Genomic DNA, 22,517 nt, shown 5'->3' with positions numbered 1-22,517 from the left:
GCCTTACTCGGCTAATATCATCACTGGTGGTGGGAATGAGCTACTTGAGAAACTATTTAGCTCATGTAAACCACTAGCAAAGCTCACATTTATTAAACCCATAACTGAAACCACTAATAATACTAATTTTTTCATTTTGATACCTTTTCATATAATCTTTTAATTTGTTGATAGTATTATTACAAAATTATATACGATTGTTAAATATATTGATTTTATCATATTTATAACATTTTCTTATAATAAATAATTCATCAGAAAGAAAAATGTCATTCTACGACTTGATCCTAGAATCCAAGTTTAAAACCCATAATAAGTGGATCCTAGGTCAAGCCATAGGATAACAAAACGGCTTCAAAAGTTATTCGGATTAGCTACATTGCAGACTTCTTATTCTGGACGCACGAGAGTAACTATAGATATTTTATTAATTTGGCTACCTTCTGATATAGTTCCTATAAATTCTCTAATCGTTGCCCCTGTTGTCAAAACATCATCAAATATCAATAAATGCTTAGCTATAATAGGTTGATTAAGCTGGAATACTCCCTTTATCTGTGAAGCTCTTTTTTGCTTGAATGATTTAGCTTGTGACTTTGTATATTTCGTACGTGAGCAATTTGAAAACACTGTTCTAATATCAGCATATTCTGCTAATTCACTAGCAAGAAGCTCAGACTGATTAAACCCTCTATAGACATATCTAAGCCTATGTATGGGCACTGTAGCAATGGCATCAACATCAGCGAAGTATTTATCGCCCATCTTATCCCACCATTTCTGCATAAGCTTACTGAACACCCGCATTACTAACAAATATTTTTGAAACTTAAGCTTTTGTAATAAATATCTAACTTCTGTTGTGTAACTAAGTAGGTGATAATAATCATACTCAATATCAAAATCTAACTTATACTGTTGTGTATTCAAGTCTACTTCCAGACTGTGTAAACAATAATTACAGATAACATCCTCAGATGACTGCTTACATAATAAACAATTCTGAGTGAAGAGTATTTGCAGTATTTTTGTTATAATCTCCATACAAGCATACTATAGTGAACATTTATGTTTAATTATAATCTCTTCTTAAATAGAATATCCAACAGAAAACTATATCGACAATCTTTTATTAAAAATGAGATAGCTCATAGACTACTCAGAAGACTTGACTTCATAAAGCTTAATCCATCAGATATCTTAATAACAGGATATTGTGATGACGATTATCTAAGCAGTTTACAAAATCGCTTTCCTAATGCCAAAATACATAAAAACCAAGATAAAGTACAATATTTTGACATTATTATTTCAAATAGTATCATCCATCTAACTGATAACTTGGCCCAAGAGCTAGATGAATATTACGAGCTGCTTAAGGATGATGGTATCCTTTTATTTTCGACCTTTGGCGATAAATCTTTTGACTCTATGAAAAAGGCTTTTGCAACTATTAGTAAGTCAAAGCATACAAATGATATGATAGATCTTCTAACATGGGGTAATACCCTACAAAGTAGTAGATACAAAACCCCAGCTATCGAATCAGACCTAATCACATTCACTTATGAAAACATTAAAACTATATTTGAAGATATTAGACATCTCAATGAGCCTCTAGCAGATACAAATATGCATACTTGTTTGACTGGTAAAAATATGTGGAATACTTTTATTAATAAATTTAAGCAAAATCTACAATTAGAAATAGAAGCTCTATACGGTTATGCGGTTCGCAAGAATGAAGATAATAATATAACCCCACGCGCAAATCCTAATAGAATAAGCCTAGACGAGCTTAAAAAACAAATAACGGAGTTTAAAAAGAATTAATAGTTTTATTTTAGCAGTACATGATAGACATAGATGATAGCTGTTGCCAATCATAATCAGGACATTTAGTAGGCTTTTTAAGTGGCTGACAATATGTTCTCCATGTACCACCACCATAAGTCTTCATTATCAAACATTTCTTATAGCGCTTCTGTTCACCACTTAATAAACCAACTGTTGTTATTTGCTCAATAGGATAACCATCTTTTAGTTTATATTTAAAATCATCATTTTCATCTTTATCTATATCATTGAAAGATTCTTCAATATCCTTAGGAGTACTAATACTTTCAAGAAGTCCATCATAGTTTTTTGGTTTATAATCCTCATCATAGTTTTTAACATTTTCATTTATATAATCACCTGATGATTTTTCTGAATATGTATTATAGGACTCATCAAATTTCTGATCTACTTTCTGTGTTTGGTTACTATTGACTATATCACTCGCTTTACTCAAAGTATTACCTGCTGTACTCTTAATAAAATTGTCTTTTTCTTTTTTAGACCTTTCTTCTAATTCTTTATTGAAAGCATCAATCTTTTTTTTGGTTTCAGATGGTGTGCTATCTGCTAAAATAGCATTTGCTTCTGCAATCAGCTTATCATAATCATCATCACTTGTATCAACCAAACTACTCAATGCATCTCCATAATCATTTGCCTTAGGAACATTATCATCAATCTGATTTGTATCGAGAATCTGAGTGTTATTAGATGATGTGGGCCCCGTATTAATTGCTGAATCTGTATTTATAGATGTTTTTTGAGCATAATCTCGTAACGGATTATCACTCGTGTCTACATTAACTGCTTGATTAGCTTTAGCTGTAATAGTATCAGCAAAAGAACTGCTAAAAAATAAAGATACCATAATGAAAGAAGATAAAATCTTTATTTTCATAATTTATTAAAAATATTTTTCCTAAACAAAGTATATTCGATATTAAACATATAAAAAAGAGCTTTTAACTAAAGATATTAAATAACAATCTGTTCTTCATGTAGTTCAATACTATAGTGTTCTAAAACCTCTCGTTTTATGAGCTCTATAAGTCGCAGTATATCCTCACCCGTAGCATGACCATTATTAACTATAATACCTCCATGTTTAGGGGATATCTGAGCACCTCCAACTTGCTTACCTTTAAGTCCCAGCTCTTCAACCATAACTCCTACAGGCATATTTGCTTGAGGTCTCTTAAAAACACTTCCCGCTGTAGGTTTTTGAGGCAAATTCAATAATCTTCTCGAATAGATATCATCAAGTTTCATTTTAATCTCTTGCTTAGATTTTGACTCAAACTCAAACTCCGCTGATAATATACAAATATCATTAAGATATTTAAACATAGAGTATCTATAACCATACTCAATTTCATCTTTGAGATATTTCTTTATTTTTTTTGTTTTGAGATCCAGAATCGTAACACTTTTCACATATGTATATATTTCATCTCCATAAGCACCGGCATTCATAATCAATGCACCACCTACACTAGCTGGAACATCATAAAAAGTCTCTATGCCACTTAAACCAGCCTCATAGGTCGCAAGTGCAAGATCTTGTAATAAGACTCCTGCTTGAACTTTTACACATTTATCATCAATATTAAAAGAATTAAAATTTTCACAAAATACCACAAACGCAACATCATCATAATATTCTTTTGAAAAAATAACATTACTACCGTTACCAAGAAAAAATACCTGATTATGCCTATTCACAATTTCTAATAACTCTTTTTCATTATTTGGAAAATAAACATGCTTAGCATAAGATTTTATGCGATATGTATTATACTGTTCTAAAGATATATATTTTGACATCTGCTACCTAAACATTACCATCTAAAATCTCAATCTGCATAAAATGAGACATATTTTCTATAAGATTATTATACCCTCTAAAAATTTGATGAGCATTATTAATAGTCGAAAACTCATCCAACAATGATCCAGCCATTAAACATGCCATGCCTGCTCGCAAATCTTTTACACTCATTACAGCAGGACGTATATTTTTCAAATCTCTAACAGGGCTTATTTTTATTAAATTATTATCTATTGAAATATTGAAACCCATCTTACGGATCTGGTACACATAATTGATGCGTTCAGGATATACGGTATCTTGAATAGTACTTGAACTATTTGCCATAAATAACATAACTGCAAATATAGGCTGCAAATCTGTAGGAAAATGTGGAAAAGGTGCTGCTATTATGTCATCACCTTTTATAATGCTATCTTTACCGAAGAATTTAATACTATTACCAGCTTGATCATACTCCCATCTAGCACCTATATTTGTAAGCTTCTCAAGAGGCTTTTCAATGTTATAAGTATCATTAGTATTAATATTCGTAATTGTAACATTTGTTTTATATAAATAAGCCATAGCAGCATAGGTCATAGCTTGAATCCGATCAAAAATTATCTCAAACTCACATCCTGACAACCTAGAAACACCAATTACCCTGATCTTCCTACTATCAGTATCAAAATAAATATTTGCACCACATTGATTTAGATAGTCAATTAAAGTAACGACCTCCGGCTCTAAGGCAACATTTTCAAGAACTACCTCAGAACTACCTATGACAGCATACATGACCAAATTCATAGTAGCACCAACAGAAGGAAAAAGCATTTTAAACTCAGCGTCTTTTTCTTCCTTATAGATAACATCTATATAATCATCCGCCAACTTCACTTCTGCACCAAGAGCTTCCAACCCATTAAGATGAATATCAAAAGGTCTTTTCTCACTAAAGCTACAACCTCCAGGAAAGCCAATTCTTACACGACCCTTCTTCTTCAACATAGAGCCTAGTAGCATCAGTGAGCATCTAGTTTTAGATGTCATCTCACCGCATAACTCAAGAGGTTCATTCGAAATAGAACTAGTATCAATAGTTACACACTCTCCTTTCTCTACAACTCTGGCACCAACATTTTTTAAAATTTCCTTAGCTCCTTTATAGTCTAAAAGAGTTGTAGGTACATTACAAAACTTGGTCTTAGTATCTGGAATCAATCCTGCAAAAATTAAATGTAGCAGAGCATTTTTTGCACCACTAATACTAATCGTTACTTCTTCAGCAATTTTATTTAGCTTTTTTACTCTTACTGCCTTCATCTTTTGTTCTCTTATTTTTTCTATCTGCAAAAGGATTGTCTGACTGTTTAAATTCAAATACTATAGGAGTACCACGAAAATCTAAAGCTTCTCTAAAGAAATTTTCTAAATATCTTTTATATGAATTAGGTAATCTATTAACTTGGTTACCATGTATAACGATGACAGGAGGATTATGCCCACCAACATGAGCATACTTAAGCTTAATTCTAAATTTACCAACCATCGGGGGTGAATGAGCCTCAACAGCAAGTTGCATCAGACGAGTTGCATCTGCTGTAGTTATTTTTTTATTCGCACAATTATATGCAGTATCTATAGACTCAAACACATGCCCTACATTTGTACCATGCAATGCCGAAATAAAGTGCATATCGACATAATCTTCTAAGAAGAATAATTTTCGCTTCAAATCTTGTTTAACTTGATTGCGATCTTCTTCAGTCATACCATCCCACTTATTTATAGCCAACACAAGTGCTCTACCATTCTTGATAGCAAAATGTATCAAACTTAAATCTTGATCTGAAATTCCTTGTCTTGCATCAACCACAGCAACCACAACATTTGAATCTTGTATTGCTTGTAGAGTCTTAATAACAGAAAACTTTTCTAATGTCTGTTTTACCTTACCCCTTTTACGCACACCTGCTGTATCAACAATAGTGTATTTATGCCCATGGCGCTCAAACGGAATACTAACACTATCGATAGTAGTGCCAGGCATATCAAAAACCACTACTCTGTCTTCTCCAAGCATTCTATTTGTAAGTGTTGATTTGCCTACATTAGGGCGCCCAATAAGCGAGAAGTGTATACCATGGCGCAGTTGCTCCTTATGCTCTTGTGTCTGAGTGTAGTCCTGATAGTATTCATTCAGAGGTTTTTTAAGAAATTTATCAATAAGCTTTTGGGTGTTTCTACGATGTGCTGCTGATACTGAAAATACTTTTTCAAAGCCAAATTTATAAAAATCTGCCATTGCAGACTCTTCTTCAACACCATCTACTTTATTCACGACAACTACTACTTTCTTATCTTTCTGACGCAAAAGATCGGCAACATACTCATCTCCAGCTGTTAAACCTGATCTACCATCAACCACAAAGAAAACTAAATTCGCTTCATCTATTGCCATCTGAGACTGTTTTGCCATAAACTCATCAAAACCTGCATCTTGATCTGATATACCACCAGTATCGACAACAAGATAATCTAAGCCATCGTATTTAGCCTGACCATATTGACGATCACGAGTTACTCCCTCAAAATCAAAAACCAATGCATCACGAGAGTTTGTTAAAACATTAAAAAGAGTAGATTTACCAACATTGGCTCTACCAACTATTGCAACCAAGAAAGACATATATGTCCTATAAATTTATTATATATACTAATTACTAATCTTACTCTATTTATCGATTTTTATAAAGCTAAAGCTCATATTAAACATACACAGATAAATCTATAGTGAACGTATTCATTTTCTGACCATTATACAAGCTTTGCCAAGAGTACTCTGGGCCAACCAGTACATTATCATCAAATAAAGACCTTTGGGTAGATATCAAAATCTGATCTTTAATCCCTGAAGCTGTTTTGAAAGTCCCAACCCCTGCAGATAGTGGCATAGGAATATTATCAGCATTATAAGAGTGTCCATAACTGGCGTTAATATTTTGCCCCTTACCAAACAATGTTAATGTATACGCAGCCTGTACTGTAAAAGCTCCTGCATAAGCATTACCATAACCGTTAAACTGTGTACTTTGCGTAGTAGTCGTTGCCCAACCTGCCCCAAGATTTAGATTACCAGGTAAAAAAGGTATACTCTGGATACTAATTGCTGTATCGACATTAAACTCACCAACACGATTATTTATAAAACTAAATCTACTATTAGCTCCTCTAATATCATGCATATACCCTAGGTTAAAACCAATTTGTCCTAGATTATCAATTTTTACAGCATCGAAGTATGCTAATGAAAAAGTTGCATGATTCTCCGCATCAAAAAGCGTAAAGTTGGCATTTGAGGTGTCACCTCTATAGTTTATAGCTGCATTGGTAATTCTATTTGGTCTAAACATGTTCGCAGTAATACTATTTGTCCATGGACCACCACCACCATAAGATCCAACAGAAGGTCTATATTTACCAACAGATACAAATACTGGTGTTGTGTCAAGATTACCAAAAATAACAAAACCATCCTGAAGATCATAGTTATTATTTTGATCAGCGACAAAATCCATATTAGCGGTTACATAATGCCCAAGATTTGCCAAAAAATATAGTGTTGCACTTGTTAGGTATATGTTTTCGCCATTACCGTCAAAGGTTCCACCTGACCTTGTTGTAATATTGCTACCATTCCATGTCTGAGCATCTGCCTGAATAAATCCACCAAAAAAGATTGCATAATCATCAAAGAATGCTCTCTGTCTAAGAATACTTGATGCAAAAAGGTTACTTGGTAACTGACCAATCGGTACGGTGTTATTACTTGAGAATGAGCCCACATAAGTAACTTCACCCTGCGTAGTAATCTTAACTTGATCACCAACATCGACCTGGTCGCTATCGCTATTAGCAGGGGCGCCTATAACCATTTGCTCTTGCAAATACTGCTCTCTAACTCTTACATTTTTATCAAAATCACTAAATTCAATATTAGCTTTTTGTTGCGAGCCTAAGCCAACCTTGACTTCTGTATTTTCTTGCTGATCTAAATTATTAATCTCTGCTTGTAGCAATTTAATTTGACTTGCTAATTGAGCAACTTCCTGTTGACTCAACTGTTGCTGATCATCTGCATAAGAGATGTCAAAAATTGAAAAAATTAATGCTGAAGCATATATCTTTTTTTTAAGCATTCATAATATATTTCTATACGTATACTGACATATCGAGAGTAATTGTATTCATATGTTCACCACTATATAGTCTTTGATATGCATACTCTGGACCGAATAGAACGTTATCATCAAAGTACGCTCTCTGAGCAGAGAAAATAAGCTGCTCTTTAATACCTGTTGCAGTATTACCAAAGTTTGGTGATGCATTTGCTGTACCCATTGGTATTGCTTGAGAATTGTATGATTGACCATAAGTAACGTTAAAGTTAGTATTTCTACCTCCTAGCATAGCTGCGTAGTTGAGTGCTCCGTACCATGCACCTGCTAACACATTACCATTACCAACACCGTTAAACTCTTCGGCATTTGTGGTACTTGCCCATCCGGCACCTATCTGGAATATTCCTCCCCACATACTATAAGCCAAGTTTCCATCAACGTTAATAGCACCAACTGTATCTCCTTTTCTATTCAAATTATCCAGAGCTAATGGAATAGAGCTATTTCCAGCACCTGCAATATTATATACATAACCAACGTTAAAACCTGCACCTAGATTAGGAGTCCAACTATCTGCATAGAATAGACCTGTAGAGAAGTTTGCATGCTTGTCATCTGAACCAAATACAGCCACAGATGCGTTCCATACCGCGTCTTTATAGTTTAATGAAACGTTAGTGACATTATCAGGAGCTAAGAAACCGGTAATACCACCTGTCCATGAACCACCACCACCATAAGATCCAACAGTTGGTTTGTTTCTACCTGCTGTTACAAAGAATGGCGATGTATCAAGGTTACCAAATATAACAAAAGCGTTACCTAAACCAAAGCTTCCTGACTCATCTGTATCAAAGTCAAACTGCGCTGTTACATAATGCCCTAGATTTGATAGGAAATACAGTTTTGCATTCGTTAGATATATGTTTTGTCCATTAGCAGATAATCTTTGATTGTTAGGATTATTCTTAGTAATTCCACTACCCCACCATGCTTGTGCATCAGCCTCGATAAAGCCACCAAAGAATACCGAATAATCATCAAATTTCTCTCTTTGACCTAATAGTGTAGATGCAAAAAGGTTTGAAGAAATCTGTCCAATAGGAATACTGTTGTTACCAGAGTATGAACCTAAGTAAGTTACCTGACCTTGTGTAGTAATTGCTGGAGCCCCACCTACGTCAATACCACCATTTGAGCTGAAAATACCTCCAGCTGGCTGATCTCCTAAACTTACAATTGAGTCGCTAGCACTAACATTTTGCATAATATCAGAAGGATCACTATCTGACACTAGAGCTCGACTTAAATCTCTACCTTCACCATTACCACCAAGAGATCCAGGGTTTTTATTGCCATCTACTTTTGAACTATATGTAGTAAACGATGAGCTACCATTAGATGTATTTTTTAAACCACCATTACCATTTTGTGATTTTAACTGCTGTAACTGACCTTGAAGCTGCTGAACCTGCTTCTGTAAACTAAGCAATAACTCTCTCTCATTCACGCTACCACTTGACTGCTGAGAAGCATTTGCTGAAGTCGAAGCTGAGCTTGTACTATTTTGTGATGATTGACCAAGACTCTGATCTCCAATACTTGTAGCTCCCAGAGGCCCTCCCTGAGAAACCACTTGTGGGGAGTCTTCTGAATAAGCATAACCATAGCAAGCTAGTAAGCTGCCAACCAACATACAAGTTCTTTTCAATCTACCTACCACAACTCTTCCTCAAAAAATATTTAACTAGTGACATAGAAAAATCTTTTTGAGTCTAGCATAATTTTATGGTTGGTTTCAACAAATTTTATGCATCAATATAAGATAAGATTTATTAATTTTAGATAGGCATATAAGGGGCGTAAGTTGGTGTCCAAGACGATAAATTAATTAATCTTTCTACCTCACTATCAAACTCTTCCTCTGTAAGATCTTCCAAATCAACGTCTACACCATGAACATTTTCCAAAATAGCTTGCTTAGCTACTGCTTTAGTTATCTCTTTCGTTACTTCAACTAAGTCAGATATTTTAGCAAGCAATGGTTGTGTTATATCTTCATTGATTACCATTGGAGATAATTCACTCAACCTGTAACAAGCAGCTCGAATCATACCTTTTGTAAGAATTTTTGCATGCACTGCAACTGAACCGAGGCCCAAACCAGGAAATATAAAGGCATTATTACCTTGAGAAATTCTATATTTACACCCATTATATGTTACATCTGGGAATGGACTACCTGCGGCTATCAGTGCCCTACCTTCTGTCCACTTAATAATATCTTCAGGTAATGCTTCACATAGCGAAGTTGGATTAGATAAAGGCATAATGATAGGATAATTATTATTTTTAGCCATTGTTTTAATGATTTCCTCATTAAATGATCCTGGCTGACCTGAGGTTCCAATTAAAATATCACATTTTGTATTTTTGACAGCTTCTTCTAATGTTATATAACTTGGATCTTCGACTTTCCAGGTATCAATCTCATCACTAAATTTAACAAAAGGCTTCTGTTCAGGTGTAATTCTTTTCGCTCTTAACTTATCGCATACCAAACCATACCTATCAACTAAATAGATACTCTTCATAGCTTCTTCGATAGATACACCCGCTCTATCTGATATTACATCTGCAAGCTGTCTTGCAATACCACATCCTGCGCTTCCAGCACCATAGATAACTATTCTAATATCACATATACCACTTATAGCTTCTTCGGGAGTCAACTCTCCCACCTCTATCCTTTTTGCACTAGCAGTCTTGACAGCGGCTATACAGTTAGCTGCTGCCACAATACCGGTACCTTCTATGTCATCATTAAATGTACATAGCTTATCCTTATATTTCTCAAGGATACGTGTAGCATTATCACGACCCAGATCTTCCCAGTGCAAAAACACATTAGGAAACCTTGTCTTAACCTGACTCACAAATTCTTCAATAAATTCATCATAAGTCTCACCTGAAACCCTTGGCAGGCGTATACCAAGATAGCCAGGTGCACTTAGCAACTGATCGTTATTAGTACCCATATCCAACTGAACTGGTAAAACTCTCGCTGGATCTATACCGCTAGCGGCAACATAAACCATGATCTTACCGATACTAATATTCATACCACCAATACCTTGATCGCCAATACCAAGAACAGCTTCACCATCTGTTACAAGAACTAAGTCAATACTGTTATACTCGTATCTTTCTAAGATCTTAGCAATATGTTTTTTGTGGCTTATAGATAAGAAAAGTCCGCTCTGTTTTCTAAATGAGCTACTATACTTTTGTACTGCTTCACCAACTGTAGGTGTATATATAACTGGCATTATATCTTCAATATTTTCGCGGACAAAATGATAAAAAAGAGTTGTATTTAAATCATGCAACCTATTCAAAAATACATATTTCTCAAGAGCATTTGGCTTTTGATCAAGCTGCCTTTTAACTCTAGCAGCTTGCTCGTCCAAACTTTCAACTTTCTCAGGAAGATAACCGATTAAATCAAATGCAATTCTTTCCTCTTGGCTAAAAGCAACATCTTTATTTAAAACACGATTATTTAATAATTGCCTACCAGTAAGATTTGTCTCAATCGCAAAAACCTTACCAATCTTATTCCTTAATTTTCTAATTCTTTTCTCACGTGCCATGATTTAAACCACTCAATAATAATTTGTGTTATACGATAACCTAAACATCTAACAGATAAGTATCTATCAGTAGTTGCTTTTTTTCAACAAAAAATGAATACTATAGGCTATTATACTCCTAAATAAAATAGCTTTAAACCTTCTTTTTTATAATGAAAATTATTACAAACTTAACCAAAACTAATAATTCTTCAGCCAAAGCTGTAGCTATAGGCTCATTTGACGGTGTTCATCTAGGACACCAAGCAATCATAAAAAAGCTTATCAATATAGCTAAGGAGAACAATCTAGTACCTTGTATTATGTTTTTTGAACCTTTACCTAAAGAGTTCTTTCTCAAAGAAATTGCGCCTTCGAGAATATATGACTTTAGAAATAAGATTATCAATCTCAGTAAGTTAGGAGTTGAATATATAATCTGTCAAAAATTCAATGAAAAATTTGCAAATATAGAAGCAAGAGAATTTATTGAGGAATTTCTTGTTAAAAAGCTAAATACAAAACATATAATAGTTGGCGATGATTTCAAATTTGGCAAAAACCGAACTGGCAACTATGAACTATTAAAACAATACTCCCTGACTCACAAATTTACAGTTGATAGAATTTCTACACTTAATCTTGATAATCACCGTATAAGCAGTAGCCAAATTCGACAGTCTATTGCCGAGCACAATATCAAACAAGCAAACAAACTACTTGGAAACTCACTAAAGATTAATTCGAGAGTTTTACATGGACAAAAAAACGGTAGAAAAATCGGGTTTCACACTGTAAATCAGAAGCTACTCAAGAATTCAGCCTTAAAAGGAGTATATTTATCAAAGGTTCATATTGGTAACGAAATATTCTATGGAGTTACAAATGCTGGCACTCGACCTACTATTGATGGTAAAAACAACCTTCTAGAAACACACATATTCAACTTTAATGAATATATTTACGGCAAACACATAACAACTGAAATTATTGACTTTATTAGACCAGAAAAAAAATTTAACTCGTTTGATGAACTTAAAGCTCAGATTTCTAAAGATACAGAAACTGCAAAAAAATTAATAACTACATTATAAAGAGTATTAACATAATAACCTTTGTACTTTATAATCTCAGCTTAAGTAATTTTAATTTCAGAATATAAACTATTTATAAATATCTAAGGAACCCTCATGAGTGACTACAAAGACACCTTAAACCTTCCAAAAACCTCTTTCTCAATGAAAGGCAACCTGGCAAATAAAGAACCTATGATTCTTAACAAGTGGGAAAAACAAGGTATTTACAGAAAAATCAGAGAACATTTTGCTGGTCGAGATAAGTTTGTATTACATGATGGTCCTCCATACGCTAATGGAAGTATACACGTTGGACATGCTGTTAATAAGATTCTGAAAGATATAATTGTCAAATCAAAAACACTAAGTGGGTATGATGCCCCTTATATCCCAACATGGGATTGTCACGGCCTGCCTATAGAACTACAAGTAGAGAAAAAGCACGGTAAAGCTGGACAAAAAATATCTGAAAATGCATTTAGAAAAGAATGTCGTAAATATGCAAAAAAACAAGTAGAAATACAAAAGAAAGATTTCAAGAGATTAGGTGTATTAGGTGAGTGGGATAACCCCTACCTGACTATGGACTTTAATTATGAAGCTAACATGATTAGAACATTGGCAAAGATTATTGAAAATGGTCATTTAAGTAAAGGTTTTAAGCCTGTACATTGGTGTACTGACTGTGGATCAGCACTTGCAGAAGCCGAAGTAGAATACATGGACAAAGTTTCTCCAGCCATTGATGTAAAGTTCAAAATTAAAGACAAAGCGAAGCTTGCTAAAGCCTTTGGTCTTGAGTCACTGAATCATGATGCTTTTGCAGTTATTTGGACAACTACTCCATGGACGTTACCAGCGAACCAAGCCATAGCTGTTCACAACGAACTTAACTATAGTCTAATCAAAGTTGAAGACTCATACATCATACTAGCTGAGAACCTTGTTGAGCAGACTATCAAGAGATATGCAATCGAAAATGCTCAGGTTATAGCTAATACAAGCGGCAACAAGCTAACGGGAATCATAGCAGAACATCCCTTCTATAGTCGTCATGTACCAATTTTACACGGAGACCATGTAACAGATGATTCTGGTACAGGTATGGTTCACACAGCTCCAACTCACGGTGTCGAGGATTTTGCATTAGGCGTACAACATGGTTTATCTATGGAAATTTTTGTAAAAGGCAACGGTTGTTATAGTGAGAATACCAAGCTCTTTGCCGGAGAATTTGTCTTTAAGGCCAACGACAGAATCATTGAACTCTTAGGTGAAAAGAAGCGCTTAATGAATTTTGACAAAATTAAACATAGCTATCCTCATTGCTGGCGTCATAAGACTCCTTTGATATTTAGAGCCACACCTCAATGGTTCGTTAGTATGGAAAAAGAAGGTTTGCGTGAAAAGGCTATTGAGGCAATCAAAGAAACTAGTTGGGCTCCTAGCTGGGGACAAGCCCGTATAGAGGGTATGATTAAAGATAGACCAGATTGGTGTATATCTCGTCAAAGAACATGGGGCGTACCATTACCATTATTCATTCATAAAGAAACTGAAGAACTACATCCTAATACTATTGAGATACTTCACAAAGTAGCTCAAAAGATAGAAAAAGGTGGTATTGAGGCATGGTTTAATGCAGATGATAATGAGTTCATAGCTGAGACAGATACATATAAACGTGTGAAAGATACATTGGATGTATGGTTTGACTCTGGTTCATCAAGTATGTGTATTTTAGATATAGACAAAAGTTTAAGCTACCCAGCTGATTTGTATTTAGAAGGGTCTGATCAACATCGAGGCTGGTTCCAAACATCTCTATTAGTCGCTATGTCTGCTAAAGGTAGCCAACCGTATAAAGAAGTCTTCACCCATGGTTTTGTAGTTGATGAACATGGACGCAAAATGTCCAAATCTCTAGGCAATGTAACCTCACCTCAAGATATTTATAATACTTTAGGTGCAGATATACTTCGTCTATGGACAGCATCTACTGATTACAAGAGTGAAATGGCTGTTTCTGATCAAATTCTAAAAAGAACTGCTGACACTTATCGTAGATTACGCAATACTGCTAGATTCTTATTATCAAACCTAGAAGGCTTTAATCCAGAAACAGATATTATTGAGTTTGACAAACTAGTCAAGTTAGATCAATGGGCAATAGCTAAAACAAAAGAATTCCAAGACAAAATAATTGAAGCTTACGATAAATATCAAACTCATACTGTAGCTCAATTAATCCACCATTTTTGTTCTATTGAAATGGGCAGCTTCTATCTAGATATTATCAAAGATAGGCAATACACTGCAAAAGCAGATGGCCATCCACGTAAATCAGCTCAAACTGCCATATATCATATAGTACATGCTCTAGTAAGATGGATGTCTCCTATACTTTCATATACAGCTGATGAAATTTGGGAGGCTACACCAAAGACTACTGACCTACCTATTCAACTTTGTGAGTGGTATACTGATCTAAAATCATTTAATAACCAAGATGAGTTAAATCTAGAATTCTGGGCAAAAATTCAAGAAATACGCTCAGAAGTTAATAGAATACTTGAGATTAAAAGAAATGAAGATGTGATTAAAGCATCATTAGAAGCAGAAATTATCATCTATGCAGATAATGATAATTATAAACTTTTAGAGAAACTTGGTAATGAGCTTAGATTTTTACTGATATCATCAAAAGCGAGTCTGAGAGCTATTGAGGAAAGAACAAATAACTCTATTGAATCAAATATCACAGGCCTAAATGTTGAAGTTAATAAGATTGAAGAACCAAAATGTGAAAGATGTTGGCATCGTAGCGCTACTGTGGGTCAAAATGAAGAATATCAAGATATCTGCAGTCGTTGCGTTGAAAATATTACTACCGAAAACGGAGAATCACGTGAGTTCGCTTAAATATAAGCTTAAATATTTTATTTTAGCAATTGCTATTATAATTGCTGATTTATACACAAAATATTTGGCTAATACACAATTAGAATTTGCACAACCTGTAAAAGTGACTAGCTTCTTTAATTTTACTTTATTATACAACCATGGAGCTGCATTCAGTTTACTAAGCAATGATCAAACATCATGGCAAATGATTATGTTCGCCACTATTTCATTAATCGCTGCAATTGTGCTTGTATATTTGATAATCAAACAGCCAACTAGTGCAAGACTTAACCTAATCTCATTCTCACTTATATTAGGAGGAGCTCTAGGTAACTTCTATGATAGGGCTTTTCAAGGTTATGTCATCGACTTCTTAGATTTTCATATTGGTAATTATCACTGGCCATCTTTTAATATAGCTGATTCAGCAATAACCTGTGGCGTAATACTTCTGATACTTGCTTCGTTATTTACCAAAAAATCATAGTGTTTTCTTATAGTCAGTATAGAACTGCCTAGCTTTAAACTCATTACCTCCGTAAGAAATACTATATACAGTTTGGCCCATTTTTGAATCCTGTTCCATAATAACTCCCATATACTTCATATCAGGAAGAGGCTTATTAAGTTCCGCGATAATAGTAGCCGTTTGAGGTAACTTCTCATTAATCATGATTGTATAACCGTTATCTTTAAGATACTCAATCAACTTCTTATACCTATCATTAAAATCCTTTCCATCCAAACGAATAACTTGATCTGGATAGTTCGCCACTAAAAATCTAGCTCCATCGATATCATTTGTATGCTTACTATAACTAACTTCTCTAGCTTTACTATACCTTGTTAACTTATCATAGTGATCGATATTGTCCTGAATATCTTCTTTTATAGTACAAGAAGCCATAGACATACCCACTAAACTCAGCACAAATATTCTTTTATACATTTCAAACTCAAAACACGAGAATCCCAATAGATTAATTATAACTCTAAAACACCTATTTTATAAGCTTTTGATATACACAAAAACAATATCATCAGCATGCTTTATTTATGTACAAAATATCCATACAATATAAAGAAAAAATTCTAAGATAACCATGTCTAAAGGTTCTACTACTAAAAAATGGATTCAAGAGCATACTTCTGATTACTATGTAGCTCAAGCTAATAAACTTGGCTATCGTAGTCGAGCAAGTTTTAAAATCCTTGAAATACAAGATAAATACAATTTATTTAAACAGAATATGTTTATAGTTGATCTTGGAGCTGCTCCAGGAGGCTGGTCAGAGCAAGTAATAAAATTCATAGGGAATAAAGGTAAACTTATTGCTTTAGATTTGCTTGATATGACTCCAATTGCTGGAGTAGAATTTATTCAAGGTGATTTTTCAAGTGATGAAACTTACGATAAACTAATTCAACTCATCAATAATAGAAAAATTGACTGTGTAATATCTGATATGTCTCCTAATCTTAGTGGTAACAAAACTTCTGATCAAGCTAGATCTATCCACCTCCTTGAGCTGGCCTTAGACTTTGCCAATACTAATCTCAACAAAAACGGCTCATTTGTTGCAAAAGTATTTCAAGGTCAAGGTAGTGATGAGTATATTAAACTAGTGAGAGAATCTTTTAACAAAGTTGTACAGTTCAAACCTAAATCATCAAGACCCAAATCTAGAGAATTCTATATAGTGGCTGACGGATTTAAAGGGTAGATATTTTATTAAGATGGTTCTTCACAGCTGAAATGTCCTCTAAACCAAATAAATAGTCCCTCCTAAAAAAATAAATATCATAAGATATAAGTACCAAAACATATCAATATAATTAAATGAAAAATACTAAACAGTTATTTATTTGCTTTATTGGAATTGTTCTAATAGCCTCTATTTTAAGAGCCCCTATTACATCAGTATCACCACTACTTACAAATATTGTAAATACAATTAATATTTCTCCAGTAACCGCCGGACTATTAGTTAGCCTACCATTACTAATTTTTGCAACATTATCTGTATTTATTTTTTCTTTTACAAAAAAACTCTCGTTGGAAACAAGCTTAATAGTATCTATAATATTGATAACTCTTGGTATATTAATACGCTCTCATATTAATATATATTCAATATTTTTAGGTACCATCATTATCGGTATTGGTATCACCATATCTAATGTTCTTATCCCAGTTTTTATAAAGAAAAAATTTCCAAACAATATACCCATTATGATATCCGTGTATGGATTAATGATGGGGCTAGGATCTTGGCTAACCATTAGTTTAATGATACCAATTATGCATCTAGCACAAAGACTCTCTTACTCAGACAATTCTGGCTTAACACTAGCATTATCAAGTGTTGCTATACTTGGTATAATAACTTTAATTATATGGCTACCTCAGCTTAAGAATAAAACCCTATTACCAAAAAATAATAACTCCACAAATCTCCATAGCCACATCTGGAAATCTAAGATCGCATGGCAAATAAGTATATTCTTATCATGTAGCGGTATACTTATGTACACTCTTTCCACATGGATTCCTTCCATTCTAGAAAGCAAAGGATACTCTATTCAGAATGCTGGTTATTTAGCAGGGTTATTTCAAATATCATCAAGCCTTCCTGTATTGATGATAACTCCTCTTATGAGAATATTAAAAAACAAAAATATTCTTACATTAGTATTTGCATTATGTAATTTTTTAGGAACTTTATTGCTTTTACTTAATGTATTTACTTTTATTGCAATTATAATGCTAGGAGTAGGAATTGGTGGTGCATTTATGGTCAGCTTAATATTGATAGGCATCAGAACTAGTAATACACAACTAGCTGCTGTCCTTTCTGGTAAATCTCAATCAATAGCCTATATATTAGCCGCTTTAGGTCCTATTATAACTGGGACATTCCATCAAATAACTTCTAGCTGGAAGTTACCTCTTATTATTTGTCTTTGTGTAACGGTTATTATGGTTATTTTTTCACTTTTTGTTGCAAATCCTGAAAAAATAAGCGTTGATGATATTTAAAAATTACTCTGACAATAGTCTTTAACATACTTTTTAGGAGAACATTTAAAAATCCTCTTAAAGAAAGTAACAAAAGTACTCGTCGATTCATACCCTAAGTACTCAGAAACCCAATTTACTGAATAACCTTCATATAATTTTTGTAGCGCTACAACAATATGCAATTGTTTTTTCCAATCACTAAAATTCATCCCTATATTTTTTTTGATTTTCCTTGCCAAAGTCTTACTACTAACAGAACATTCATAAGCCATATCAGATATATATTTATATTTTGTTGGTTTACTGAGCCATTGAAGAGCTACTTCTTGTAAAATCTTTTCTGAAGGTAAAGAAAAATTATAAAATGTTGGTAACATTTTTGATAATTGGTCAACTAAAACACTAGCTATTTTTTGATTTTCATAATTCAATTGGTCTAAAACTCTTTGTTGTGATAAGTATAGAATCAACTCTTTTATCAGAGGAGATATGTATAGCACACAAGCCTTCTTCGGCATATTAGCAAGCATTGACTTATCTACGAAAGCCATACACACTTCACCACCTTTTGTGATTAAATTACTATGATAAACATAACTAGGAATCCATAATGCACTGCCTAAAGGTACTGCCCAAATATTAGCCTCGACATTTGACTGAATAAGCCCCTTAGTTGGCAATATTAATTGAGCTTTAGAATGACTATGATATTCAGACTCCTCATCACAGTCTTTAACTTGAGATTTTCCTACAATTAAAGCATTTGAATAGTTTTCCGGATCAAAATCAGTAGTTAAAGTATCTTGCATAAGCATTTAACTGAATTCACAAAAGGGTTTAAGAGATTCTATTATTAAATCTAAATATCATGCTTCCATAACTCTAGCATCCTATTAGCAACAACCTTATTAGCTTTTGCTGTTGGATGACAATAATCCCAACACAAGTATTTTTCAGGATCACCAAGTATATCTATATCATACTGGATATTACCTAAAGAATCTGCACCGCCATAGCTATCAATACATGCATCAGTAACATTCTCAAACCCATATTTTCTTGGAGAATCAATACAATCGTTTAATAAGGTAAAGAAATCAAAAAGCTTAAGATTAACATTGGGAAAAAGCATCTGCAACTCTGCAACACGATTTCTTAATAGTCCATTTTGCAAATTCACATTAGTCTTCAAATATGATTTAAAGAACTTACCAACCCAGTTAGAAAGATACTCTTTGTACCCCGGAGCTCTAGTCACATCAGGAATATTCCACAAGATTATATTTTTAGCTCCCATTTTTATAACTTTACGGACGATTTTACTCAAATCTCTTGCCACTCTGAACTTCGGCATCAAATTTATATATGGTATTTCATTGTATACCATAAACATGAAGTTATTTGCTCCACCATTCACAATAACCAAGTCATCATTAGCAAAACGACCTTCTTCATTCTCAAATCTAGCAACCTGATCAGATACTGAAAAAGAATGAAATTTTAGTAGCGAAGAAGGATTGGCTCCATGAGTTAAAGCACCTCCAATAGCATAATTTTTATGCTTAATTTCCTGCGTTTTTTGGTCTTTAGCCAATATTTCGGCCAGTACCTCAGTCGAAACAAGACCATTTGAAAATCTTCCATTATGATATGGTTTACCCGGTATATCTAATGTCTTCATAATATTACCATTATCTAAAAGGCTGTCCCCGAAGACTACAATTCTACCTATTTGTTGCATATCTAATCCTTATACTCAAAAAAATTAGCCATCCAATGGGCTATTATCAAACTATTATCCCTAATCCTCAAACTTTCTAAAGCATGATGAAACTCATTTTTTATATCATCTTGATATTCTTTTATAAGAGCATGATTATGCACTTTTAGCATCTCAGGATGTGCTTGTATCCCCAAAACATGATTATTAATACAAAACATCTGTACCTTGCAGTAGTCACTTGTGCTTATTAGCTCTGCATCCTCAGGCAACTCGACTATCATATCCTGATGATAAAACAATAGACTCAAATAATTATGAAATGGACTCATCCACGGTTTTTTTGTAAGAACTTCAACATTACGTACCCCTACAGCAAACCCCATAGGCCCTCTCTCGACTCTACCACCTAAGGCTTGAGCCAAAATTTGATGTCCAAAACAGATACCTATAATTTTTTTGTTTTGCTGATAGAGATTCTTTATCTCTGTTTTTAGCTTAACTATCCATGAAAGATTATCAAAAGCTGTAGCTTTACTGCCTGTAATAATAAAGCCATCATATTCATCATAATTATCGGGATATTCTTGGATAGTCACATCATAAATATCAAAATCAACAACCACTGATAACTTAAAAAAAAGATTGGCAAACATATCAGGATAATTACCACCTGCAACTCCACGTCGATGCTCTGGAATGTGATCTGTTTGTAATATTGCTATTTTCATCTTATATTTACATTAGTTTATTAGTGCATCAAATAGTATTTTTTTAAACTCTTCTGTCATTTCAAAAGTATAGCTATGATTCTTAGAACCACCACGAGCACCTTTTATAGTTAAAAGATTACCATCCTTAGAAATGTTTTTGATATTTATCACATCAATTCTTTCACTATCTAGGACCTCAGCTTTACGCTTCCAGTTATCTCTATATCTAGTAATAGCACTACGATACGAGCCTGATATTTTATTTTCTAAAGCTTTCTTTACAAATTCTTCAGCCCCTTGAGGTATTTCTTCTGCGAACTTTTTAAGCTCATATAGAGTCCTTACATCCTCAATAATACCTTTATTTGATAATTCACGGATATTATCTTCTGCATCAGCTATTTTTAGACGCATCGATATCCAACTATTATCTCGACCTAAAACCTTAGCTATATCAGATTTTTTGACATTCTTATTTTCGATCAGATCTCTTAATGCATCTGCTTCTTCAAATGGTGATACATTCTCTCTTTGATCATTTTCTAAAAGCTGTAATAAAATAATACTTGCATCAGACTCTTCTTGCCTTACAATACACGGTATAGTTGTCAATCCCGCTTTTTGACTTGCTAAATATCTTCTCTCTCCAGCAATGATATGATGTGCTCCATCATTTTTTTTAGCAGTAACAATAATTGGCTGAATAACACCATTTTCTCGGATACTTTCCGCAAGAGAATCAATGTTTTTAAATGTCTTTCTTGGCTGATTAGCATCAGGTTTAACAAGATTCAAAGGTAATTCAAAAAGCTGGCCCACTTTACTTGCTTGATCACTAAGCTCTTGTAGTTGCATAGCTCTGAGAATATCTTTTTTTTCTTGAGCTACTGCATCATGAACTTTAGAATTAGTTTTACGATTCATTAAAGAAACTTTCTTGGCCATTATTTTTCTTCCCCAAAAAACTCAACTATTTCTCTAGCTAATTTTTTAACTTGAATATGTACTTTACTTTGCTTTGCATACTCACCCACATATACACCCTCAGCTTCAGCTTCTATAAACTTAACACTTTGAGATACATAAGCTTCAAAATAATTTCCATCTTCTTCAAAAAACTCTAGTAAACTCTTTGCCATATTCGATTGCATCTGCACTCTATTTGCAAAAAACTTATATGGCTTTTCAGCTGTTAAAGCCAAATCCTTAGCCTCTATCAGACCTGATAAGTCCATTCCACTTGGAGAACATGGTATAACCACCAAGTCAGAGAGCAAAGCTGACTTTAGGGCTGCAGTTTGGAAATTAGGTGGAGTATCAATAACAACAAAGTCTAAGTTTTGTTTTAATTCTATAACCTTTTCTCTTACATTCTTCTCGTCAAGGTTATAAACAAAATCACCAGCATCATTGTTTTTTGTCATCCACATGTATGCATCAGGTTTATCTTTATCCATATCAACTATAGCAACTTTATAGCCTTGCTCTTTTAGGCCACACGCAATATTAATTGCCGTTGTTGTTTTTCCCGAGCCACCTTTTTGTTGCAACAAAGACACAACTTTTGCACATTTTTGATTCATTTTAAAAAAACCTTAAAATATATAAATTAACTTA

Annotated in this window: 21 protein-coding genes; 6 read left to right on the top strand and 15 right to left on the bottom strand. The window is 33.7% G+C overall.

Annotated elements, in window-relative coordinates; translation table 11 throughout:
* Positions 1-3 precede the first annotated feature (3 nt).
* Together FQ699_RS09820 and FQ699_RS08065 are read right to left on the bottom strand one after the other, a co-directional pair.
* Positions 4-135: a hypothetical protein gene (locus FQ699_RS09820; RefSeq protein WP_013922244.1), complete on the bottom strand. Its 132-nt coding sequence runs from the start codon at positions 133-135 to the stop codon at positions 4-6.
* Positions 136-390: 255 nt separating this feature from the next.
* Positions 391-1,044 carry a ComF family protein gene (locus FQ699_RS08065; RefSeq protein ID WP_146421876.1) on the bottom strand — a complete coding sequence of 218 codons (654 nt, stop codon included), beginning with the start codon at positions 1,042-1,044 and terminating at the stop codon, positions 391-393.
* Positions 1,045-1,068: 24 nt separating this feature from the next.
* On the opposite strand from FQ699_RS08065, the gene FQ699_RS08060 reads away from it, so the two are divergent.
* Entirely contained in the window at positions 1,069-1,833 is a 765-nt protein-coding gene (locus FQ699_RS08060; protein WP_146421875.1) for a methyltransferase domain-containing protein, read from the top strand.
* 10 nt (positions 1,834-1,843) lie between these two features.
* Here the strand turns inward: FQ699_RS08060 and FQ699_RS08055 are convergent, their stop codons facing one another.
* From FQ699_RS08055 to FQ699_RS08025, 7 genes are all read right to left on the bottom strand, one after another.
* Positions 1,844-2,737 (bottom strand): hypothetical protein, encoded by an 894-nt coding sequence (locus FQ699_RS08055; protein ID WP_146421874.1) that lies wholly within the window; start codon positions 2,735-2,737, stop codon positions 1,844-1,846.
* Positions 2,738-2,814: 77 nt separating this feature from the next.
* On the bottom strand, positions 2,815-3,663 hold the full coding sequence (gene murB / locus FQ699_RS08050) for a UDP-N-acetylmuramate dehydrogenase (protein WP_146421873.1): 849 nt from the start codon (positions 3,661-3,663) through the stop codon (positions 2,815-2,817).
* Between the two features lie 7 nt (positions 3,664-3,670).
* Positions 3,671-4,975 carry a UDP-N-acetylglucosamine 1-carboxyvinyltransferase gene (locus tag FQ699_RS08045; RefSeq protein ID WP_179951686.1) on the bottom strand — a complete coding sequence of 435 codons (1,305 nt, stop codon included), beginning with the start codon at positions 4,973-4,975 and terminating at the stop codon, positions 3,671-3,673.
* On the bottom strand, positions 4,944-6,341 hold the full coding sequence (gene der, locus FQ699_RS08040) for a ribosome biogenesis GTPase Der (RefSeq protein ID WP_146421871.1): 1,398 nt from the start codon (positions 6,339-6,341) through the stop codon (positions 4,944-4,946). The genes FQ699_RS08045 and der overlap by 32 nt, the downstream gene beginning before the upstream one ends.
* Positions 6,342-6,420: 79 nt before the next feature.
* Complete coding sequence (locus tag FQ699_RS08035) at positions 6,421-7,851, bottom strand: DUF3573 domain-containing protein (RefSeq protein WP_013922237.1); 1,431 nt, start codon at positions 7,849-7,851, stop codon at positions 6,421-6,423.
* Positions 7,852-7,864: 13 nt separating this feature from the next.
* Positions 7,865-9,556, bottom strand: a complete 1,692-nt coding sequence (locus FQ699_RS08030) for a DUF3573 domain-containing protein (RefSeq protein WP_146421870.1) — start codon at positions 9,554-9,556, stop codon at positions 7,865-7,867.
* Positions 9,557-9,674: 118 nt separating this feature from the next.
* A complete protein-coding gene (locus tag FQ699_RS08025; protein WP_146421869.1) occupies positions 9,675-11,489 on the bottom strand; it encodes an NAD-dependent malic enzyme in 1,815 nt (604 codons plus the stop codon).
* A 149-nt stretch (positions 11,490-11,638) separates the two neighbouring features.
* Between FQ699_RS08025 and ribF the strand changes: the two genes are divergently transcribed.
* The 3 genes from ribF to lspA all read left to right on the top strand — a co-directional run bounded on the left by ribF (position 11,639) and on the right by lspA (position 15,932).
* Entirely contained in the window at positions 11,639-12,559 is a 921-nt protein-coding gene (gene ribF / locus FQ699_RS08020) for a bifunctional riboflavin kinase/FAD synthetase (protein WP_146421868.1), read from the top strand.
* Between the two features lie 96 nt (positions 12,560-12,655).
* Positions 12,656-15,463 carry an isoleucine--tRNA ligase gene (ileS, locus tag FQ699_RS08015; RefSeq protein ID WP_146421867.1) on the top strand — a complete coding sequence of 936 codons (2,808 nt, stop codon included), beginning with the start codon at positions 12,656-12,658 and terminating at the stop codon, positions 15,461-15,463.
* Positions 15,450-15,932: a signal peptidase II gene (gene lspA / locus FQ699_RS08010; protein WP_146421866.1), complete on the top strand. Its 483-nt coding sequence runs from the start codon at positions 15,450-15,452 to the stop codon at positions 15,930-15,932. The genes ileS and lspA overlap by 14 nt, the downstream gene beginning before the upstream one ends.
* Here the strand turns inward: lspA and FQ699_RS08005 are convergent.
* Positions 15,927-16,394: a hypothetical protein gene (locus FQ699_RS08005; protein ID WP_146421865.1), complete on the bottom strand. Its 468-nt coding sequence runs from the start codon at positions 16,392-16,394 to the stop codon at positions 15,927-15,929. The two genes, lspA and FQ699_RS08005, sit on opposite strands and share 6 nt — an antisense overlap.
* A gap of 154 nt (positions 16,395-16,548) precedes the next feature.
* Here FQ699_RS08005 and FQ699_RS08000 point away from each other — a divergent pair, with 154 nt between their 5' ends.
* Together FQ699_RS08000 and FQ699_RS07995 are read left to right on the top strand one after the other, a co-directional pair.
* Entirely contained in the window at positions 16,549-17,169 is a 621-nt protein-coding gene (locus FQ699_RS08000; RefSeq protein ID WP_146421864.1) for an RlmE family RNA methyltransferase, read from the top strand.
* Between the two features lie 116 nt (positions 17,170-17,285).
* Positions 17,286-18,485 (top strand): MFS transporter, encoded by a 1,200-nt coding sequence (locus FQ699_RS07995; protein ID WP_146421863.1) that lies wholly within the window; start codon positions 17,286-17,288, stop codon positions 18,483-18,485.
* On the opposite strand, the gene FQ699_RS07990 is transcribed toward FQ699_RS07995, so the two are convergent.
* From FQ699_RS07990 to FQ699_RS07970, 5 genes are read right to left on the bottom strand one after another with little or no spacing between them, the layout of a single operon-like run.
* A complete protein-coding gene (locus FQ699_RS07990) occupies positions 18,482-19,276 on the bottom strand; it encodes an AraC family transcriptional regulator (RefSeq protein WP_146421862.1) in 795 nt (264 codons plus the stop codon). The genes FQ699_RS07995 and FQ699_RS07990 overlap by 4 nt on opposite strands.
* A gap of 50 nt (positions 19,277-19,326) precedes the next feature.
* On the bottom strand, positions 19,327-20,208 hold the full coding sequence (locus tag FQ699_RS07985; protein WP_013922226.1) for an SGNH/GDSL hydrolase family protein: 882 nt from the start codon (positions 20,206-20,208) through the stop codon (positions 19,327-19,329).
* Positions 20,209-20,210: 2 nt separating this feature from the next.
* Entirely contained in the window at positions 20,211-20,918 is a 708-nt protein-coding gene (locus FQ699_RS07980) for a glutamine amidotransferase-related protein (RefSeq protein WP_146421861.1), read from the bottom strand.
* A gap of 12 nt (positions 20,919-20,930) precedes the next feature.
* A complete protein-coding gene (locus FQ699_RS07975) occupies positions 20,931-21,845 on the bottom strand; it encodes a ParB/RepB/Spo0J family partition protein (protein WP_146421860.1) in 915 nt (304 codons plus the stop codon).
* Positions 21,845-22,483: an AAA family ATPase gene (locus FQ699_RS07970; protein ID WP_146421859.1), complete on the bottom strand. Its 639-nt coding sequence runs from the start codon at positions 22,481-22,483 to the stop codon at positions 21,845-21,847. Before FQ699_RS07970 ends, FQ699_RS07975 begins: the two co-directional genes overlap by 1 nt.
* Positions 22,484-22,517 lie beyond the last annotated feature (34 nt).

Origin of the sequence: Francisella salimarina, assembly GCF_007923265.1 — a bacterium.
Taxonomy (GTDB): domain Bacteria; phylum Pseudomonadota; class Gammaproteobacteria; order Francisellales; family Francisellaceae; genus Francisella; species Francisella salimarina.
The sequence above is the reverse complement of the archived record's forward strand: the minus strand, read 5'-3'. Positions and strand labels throughout refer to the sequence as shown.

Excerpts from the sequence above, each read along its gene's own strand:
- FQ699_RS09820 (WP_013922244.1), bottom strand. The coding sequence starts at position 135 with ATGAAAAAATTAGTATTATTAGTGGTTTCAGTTATGGGTTTAATAAAT.
- FQ699_RS08065 (WP_146421876.1), bottom strand. The coding sequence starts at position 1,044 with ATGGAGATTATAACAAAAATACTGCAAATACTCTTCACTCAGAATTGT.
- FQ699_RS08060 (WP_146421875.1), top strand. The coding sequence starts at position 1,069 with ATGTTTAATTATAATCTCTTCTTAAATAGAATATCCAACAGAAAACTA.
- FQ699_RS08055 (WP_146421874.1), bottom strand. The coding sequence starts at position 2,737 with ATGAAAATAAAGATTTTATCTTCTTTCATTATGGTATCTTTATTTTTT.
- murB (WP_146421873.1), bottom strand. The coding sequence starts at position 3,663 with ATGTCAAAATATATATCTTTAGAACAGTATAATACATATCGCATAAAA.
- FQ699_RS08045 (WP_179951686.1), bottom strand. The coding sequence starts at position 4,975 with ATGAAGGCAGTAAGAGTAAAAAAGCTAAATAAAATTGCTGAAGAAGTA.
- der (WP_146421871.1), bottom strand. The coding sequence starts at position 6,341 with ATGTCTTTCTTGGTTGCAATAGTTGGTAGAGCCAATGTTGGTAAATCT.
- FQ699_RS08035 (WP_013922237.1), bottom strand. The coding sequence starts at position 7,851 with ATGCTTAAAAAAAAGATATATGCTTCAGCATTAATTTTTTCAATTTTT.
- ribF (WP_146421868.1), top strand. The coding sequence starts at position 11,639 with ATGAAAATTATTACAAACTTAACCAAAACTAATAATTCTTCAGCCAAA.
- ileS (WP_146421867.1), top strand. The coding sequence starts at position 12,656 with ATGAGTGACTACAAAGACACCTTAAACCTTCCAAAAACCTCTTTCTCA.
- FQ699_RS08005 (WP_146421865.1), bottom strand. The coding sequence starts at position 16,394 with ATGTATAAAAGAATATTTGTGCTGAGTTTAGTGGGTATGTCTATGGCT.
- FQ699_RS08000 (WP_146421864.1), top strand. The coding sequence starts at position 16,549 with ATGTCTAAAGGTTCTACTACTAAAAAATGGATTCAAGAGCATACTTCT.
- FQ699_RS07995 (WP_146421863.1), top strand. The coding sequence starts at position 17,286 with ATGAAAAATACTAAACAGTTATTTATTTGCTTTATTGGAATTGTTCTA.
- FQ699_RS07990 (WP_146421862.1), bottom strand. The coding sequence starts at position 19,276 with ATGCAAGATACTTTAACTACTGATTTTGATCCGGAAAACTATTCAAAT.
- FQ699_RS07985 (WP_013922226.1), bottom strand. The coding sequence starts at position 20,208 with ATGCAACAAATAGGTAGAATTGTAGTCTTCGGGGACAGCCTTTTAGAT.
- FQ699_RS07980 (WP_146421861.1), bottom strand. The coding sequence starts at position 20,918 with ATGAAAATAGCAATATTACAAACAGATCACATTCCAGAGCATCGACGT.
- FQ699_RS07975 (WP_146421860.1), bottom strand. The coding sequence starts at position 21,845 with ATGGCCAAGAAAGTTTCTTTAATGAATCGTAAAACTAATTCTAAAGTT.
- FQ699_RS07970 (WP_146421859.1), bottom strand. The coding sequence starts at position 22,483 with ATGAATCAAAAATGTGCAAAAGTTGTGTCTTTGTTGCAACAAAAAGGT.